We start from the raw sequence: 4,755 nt of genomic DNA, 5'->3' as shown, positions 1-4,755 counted from the left end.
ACGCCGGACCCACAGTTCGGGGGTGACGCCGGCGATCGCGCGGTGGCCGTCGTGCCCGGCCAGCCCGGCCGGATCGCGGGCCACGTCCCCCAGCTCGTCCGGGTCGGTGAGCAGCCGCCGGTAGAGGTCGCAGCGCGCGGTCAGCTCCTCGTGGGTGCCGATGTCGACGAGGCGCCCGCCGTCGAGCACGGCGATGCGGTCGGCGAGGGCCAGGGTGGACTGCCGGTGCGCGATCAGCAGCGTGGTGCGCCCGGCCATCACCCCGCGCAGCGCCTCGTGGATCTCGTGCTCGATGCGGGCGTCGACGGCCGAGGTGGCGTCGTCGAGCAGCAGCAGCCGGGGGTCGGTGAGAATGGCCCGGGCCAGGGCTATGCGCTGGCGCTGGCCGCCGGACAGGGTGAGGCCCTGCTCGCCGACGGGGGTGTCGTAGCCCTCGGGCAGTTCGGAGATGAAGCCGTCGGCCTGCGCGGCCCGGGCGGCGGCGCGTACGTCCTCGTCGGTGGCGTCGGGTGCGCCGAAGGCGATGTTCTCGCGCACCGAGTCGGAGAACAGGAAGCTGTTCTCCGGCACGAGCCCGATGGCCGAGCGCAGCGAGTCGAGCGTCAGCTCGCGCACGTCCTGGCCGCCGACCCGCACCGCGCCGCCGGTGACGTCGTAGTAGCGCGGCAGCAGCATGGAGACCGTCGACTTGCCGCTGCCGCTGGTGCCGACCACCGCGACCGTCTCACCCGGCTCGATGCGCAGGCTGAAGCCGTCCAGCACCGGGTGGTCGGGGTCGTAGCCGAAGGTGACACGGTCGAACTCGACGGAGGCGTCGGCGTCCGCGGGCAGTTCGCGGGCGTCCTCACGCTCGGCCATCTGCGGTTCGGTGTCGATCAGGTCGAAGATGCGCTCCGCGCCGGCCCGGGCCTGCTGCCCGATGGTGAGCATCGCGGCCAGCATCCGCACCGGCCCGACGAGCTGCGCCAGATAGGTGGAGAAGGCGACGAAGGTGCCGAGCGTGATCTGGCCGTTCACCGCCATCCAGCCGCCGAGCCCCAGCATGGCCACCTGTCCCAGCGAGGGCACGGCCTGCAGGGCAGGCGTGTAGCGGGCGTTCAGCCGGACGGTGCGGAGCCGGGCGGCGAACAGGGTGCGGCTGACGTCGCGCAGCTTGTTCGTCTCCTGCTGCTCCTGCCCGAAGCCCTTGACGACGCGGACACCCGTCACGGCGCCCTCGACCACGGACGCGACCGCGCCGGCCTGCTGCTGGGCGTACCAGGTGGCCGGGAAGAGCCGTTTGCGGCTGCGGTCGGCGATCAGCCACAGCAGCGGGAAGACGGCCAGCGAGACCAGGGTGAGCAGCGGCGAGAGCACCAGCATGATCACCAGGGCGACGGCGAACAGCAGCACGTTGCCGATCATCATCGGCAGCATGAAGAGCACGCTCTGCACCAGTTGCAGGTCGCTGGTGCCGCGGCCGACGACCTGGCCGGTGGAGAGTTCGTCCTGGCTGCGGCCGTCGAGCCGGATCACCGCCCGGTACATGGAGGTGCGCAGGTCGTGCTGGACGTCCAGGGCGAGCCGGCCGCCGTAGTAGCGCCGCAGGTAGGTCAGCCCGTAGATCAGGACGGCTGCGGCGATCAGCAGGCCGATCCACAGCGCCATGGCGCCGCCGTCACCGCCCTCGACGACGTCGTCGATGATGACCTTGGTCAGCAGCGGGATGAGCGCCATGATGCCCATGCCGGCCAGGGAGGCACCCAGGGCGAGCAGCACGTTGCGCCGGTACCGCCAGCAGTGCGTCCACAGCCGCCGCGCCCAGCCGGGCACGGTCCGCTGCTCTGCCGGCGCCTCCTCCGGAACGGACGGGCCGCCGGACGCGCCGGCTTCCCCCGGTACGCCCGGTGTGCCGGGAGCGCCCGCGTTCCCGGTCGCTCCCGCTTCGACGGGTCCCCCCGACTCACTTCCCGCCACGCCGCGTCCCTCCGGTGAAGATTGAGTGCTGCCGGAAGATCCAACACCGCCGGCCGCTGATTTCATCCCACCGCACTCCGTCACTACGCGCCTGTGCGACGGCGTGCGCCCGGAGCACACGTCACCCGGCGGTCGGCGTCCGGTCGGCGCCCGTGTCACGGCCCCGGCGTTTCCGGCCGGGCGCGGGTACGGATGTCCGCTCCGGAGCATGCGGGGGCGGCCTGGTGCCCCGCTCGAACCGGGAAGCCACGGCAGGGGAGCGGGCAGGGAGCGGCAGCCGCTGGACCCCCGGCGGCACGCACCGGGGTACGAGCCCGGGCGGAGGTGCGGCAGCGGGCCGCGGGTGCGGTAGCCGGCCGCAGCGGGCGAGGCAGGCCCGGGACACGCGCGGGCCCGGGGAAACGTCTCGAACCCGGGGACGCGTCGGTTCCGAGGGGGCGAGCGCCCCAGGGCCGCCGAAGGTCCGGAACCGACTGGGCTCAGTCGGCCGGGCGGCCCTCGGTGGGCTGGAGACCGAGGGAATCAAGCCAACTCGGAGTCCTGCCGCCGAGTATCTCGGTGAGCAGCAGCAGGCGGGTCAGCGGGTCCCACTCGACGTCGGGCAGGTCACCCGGGGCGGCGGAGACACCGTCGCCCTTGTGTGAGAACCGCGCCCAGACGGCCTTGCCGCAGGGGCCGGGGGCGGTCCAGCCCCAGTCGTCGCTGAGGCAGTCGACGATGTGCAGTCCGCGCCCGGACTCGGCGAGTTCGTCGGCCTCGCAGACCGCCGGTGATCCGGCACCGGCGTCGACGACCGCGCACAGAACCGTTTCGCCTTGGCGCAGCAGGCTGAGAAGCACCGGCTGCGCCGACGGATCTTCCCAGGGGCAGGCACTGTGGCTGAGGGCGTTGGTCACCATCTCGGATATGGAGACGGCGACGCTGTCACCCAGTTCGTCCATGCCCCAGCCGCTGAGCGCCGACTGGGCGAAGCGCCGGGCGATCCCCGCCGAGCGGGGGCCGGGTTCCAGCGTCCAGACCGCGAAGCCGGACGTCGCCGTCGGGCCGACCGAGGGGCCGGGCGCCGGCGCGGTAGGGGCCGCCCGCCGAACCAGCGAGAGTGGAGGATGTCCGGGGCCGGAGCCGCTGGGGGTTCCGGGGGCGCCCTGACTCGCCCACCTTGCCGGTTGTGCCGTCATCACGAACCCCGCAGCCGTCTCTCTGGGTGCTGGTGGAACACGCTTGCGGTTCCATACTCTTCCACATGTACTTACGGCTGCAAGTGCGGATGCAAGTACATGTGCAAGAACAGGGACTTGTGAGGCAGTATTCGGCCAGAGATCATCACGGGGCGCGGGGGCATCAAAATGAGAGAAGAGGCAGACGATGCAGCAGTTTGACAACGGTGTTCCGGCCGGCAGGCTCCAGGGCGCCGTGTGGCGGAAGAGCCGCCGCAGCAACCCCAGTGGGAACTGTGTCGAGCTGGCAGAACTGCCCAACGGGTCGGTGGCGGTACGCAACTCCCGCCACCCCGCCGGACCCGCGCTGGTCTACACCGAGGCCGAGATCACCGCGTTCATCCTGGGCGCCAAGGACGGCGACTTCGACGACCTGCTCGGCAGGAGCGGAAACTGACCGAGTACGGCCCACGCGGGACGACGGCCGGCCGACCGTACGGAGCACTGCCGGTGGTACATGCCAGCGGCAACGACCGGCCGCACCTGCGCTGCTGTACACCAGTGCTCCCCGATGGGACACTGGGCGGTCATTTCATCACCCAGAGCATGCAGGAGCAGGCGTGACCTCAGCCCAGCCGGAGTCCAACTCCTCGGTGCGCCGGGTACTCGCCCAGCCCAGAGGCGGGCCGACGGTACTGCGCATAGTGCTCGGCACCCACCTCCGACGGCTGCGGGAGGCCCGCGGCATCACCCGGGAGGCCGCCGGCGACGCCATCCGTGGTTCGCACGCCAAGATCAGCCGCTTGGAGCTGGGCCGGGTCGGCTACAAGGAGCGGGACGTCGCCGACCTGCTCACGCTGTACGGCGTGCAGGACGAGACGCAGCGCGAGGAGTTCCTGACCCTCGCCCGGCACGCGAACAACCCCGGCTGGTGGCACAAGTACAGCGACGTGCTGCCCAGCTGGTTCGAGACCCTGCTGGGCATGGAGGAGGCCGCGTCGGTCATCAGGACCTACGAGGTGCAGTTCATCCCCGGTCTGCTGCAGACCGCCGGCTACGCCCGGGCGGTGGCCAAGCTCGGGCACGCCAGCGCGTCCGAGGCGGAGATCGAACGCCGGGTCGACCTGCGCATGCGCCGCCAGGAGCTGCTGTCCCGGCCGCAGGCACCGCGGCTGTGGGCCGTCATCGACGAGGCGGCACTGCGCCGGCCGCTGGGCGGCACCGAGGTGATGCGCGAGCAGATCCAGCACCTGCTGCGCGTCGCCCGGCAGCCCAACGTCACTCTCCAGGTCGCCCCCTTCCGCATCGGCGGACTCGCCGCGGCGGGCGGTCCGGTGACGATCCTGCGGTTCCACGAACCGGACCTGCCGGACATCGTCTACCTGGAGCAGCTCACCAGCGCGCTCTACCTGGACAAGCGCCCGGAGGTGGAGACGTACATGGTGGTCATGGACCGGCTGTGCGCCGCCGCGGAGACCAACGACAGCACCATCGACTTTCTGACCGGGATCGCCGAGGACTACTGACGCCCGAGGACTACTGACGCTCCCGCCACGGCCGCCGGGCCGCTCGCGGCTCCCGCCTCCGTGCACGGCCGTCCGCACAGCCGTCCGCCCCGCCGCCCACCGGTGAAGACCGGTGG

4 protein-coding genes are annotated in these 4,755 nt (G+C 71.9%); 2 read left to right on the top strand and 2 right to left on the bottom strand.

Annotated features, from left to right (window positions below):
* A partial coding sequence (locus ACYVE9_RS16045; protein ID WP_461028535.1) for an ABC transporter ATP-binding protein occupies positions 1-1,812 on the bottom strand: 1,812 nt, incomplete at its 3' end.
* A gap of 623 nt (positions 1,813-2,435) precedes the next feature.
* Positions 2,436-3,134: an ATP-binding protein gene (locus tag ACYVE9_RS16040; protein ID WP_461028534.1), complete on the bottom strand. Its 699-nt coding sequence runs from the start codon at positions 3,132-3,134 to the stop codon at positions 2,436-2,438.
* A gap of 187 nt (positions 3,135-3,321) precedes the next feature.
* On the opposite strand from ACYVE9_RS16040, the gene ACYVE9_RS16035 reads away from it, so the two are divergent.
* Positions 3,322-3,570 carry a DUF397 domain-containing protein gene (locus ACYVE9_RS16035; RefSeq protein ID WP_461028533.1) on the top strand — a complete coding sequence of 83 codons (249 nt, stop codon included), beginning with the start codon at positions 3,322-3,324 and terminating at the stop codon, positions 3,568-3,570.
* A 163-nt stretch (positions 3,571-3,733) separates the two neighbouring features.
* Positions 3,734-4,639, top strand: a complete 906-nt coding sequence (locus tag ACYVE9_RS16030; protein ID WP_461028532.1) for a helix-turn-helix domain-containing protein — start codon at positions 3,734-3,736, stop codon at positions 4,637-4,639.
* Positions 4,640-4,755: the final 116 nt, after the last annotated feature.

The sequence above is a fragment of the Streptomyces sparsus genome, assembly GCF_054776295.1.
The sequence above is the reverse complement of the archived record's forward strand: the minus strand, read 5'-3'. Positions and strand labels throughout refer to the sequence as shown.

Excerpts from the sequence above, each read along its gene's own strand:
- ACYVE9_RS16040 (WP_461028534.1), bottom strand. The coding sequence starts at position 3,134 with ATGACGGCACAACCGGCAAGGTGGGCGAGTCAGGGCGCCCCCGGAACC.
- ACYVE9_RS16035 (WP_461028533.1), top strand. The coding sequence starts at position 3,322 with ATGCAGCAGTTTGACAACGGTGTTCCGGCCGGCAGGCTCCAGGGCGCC.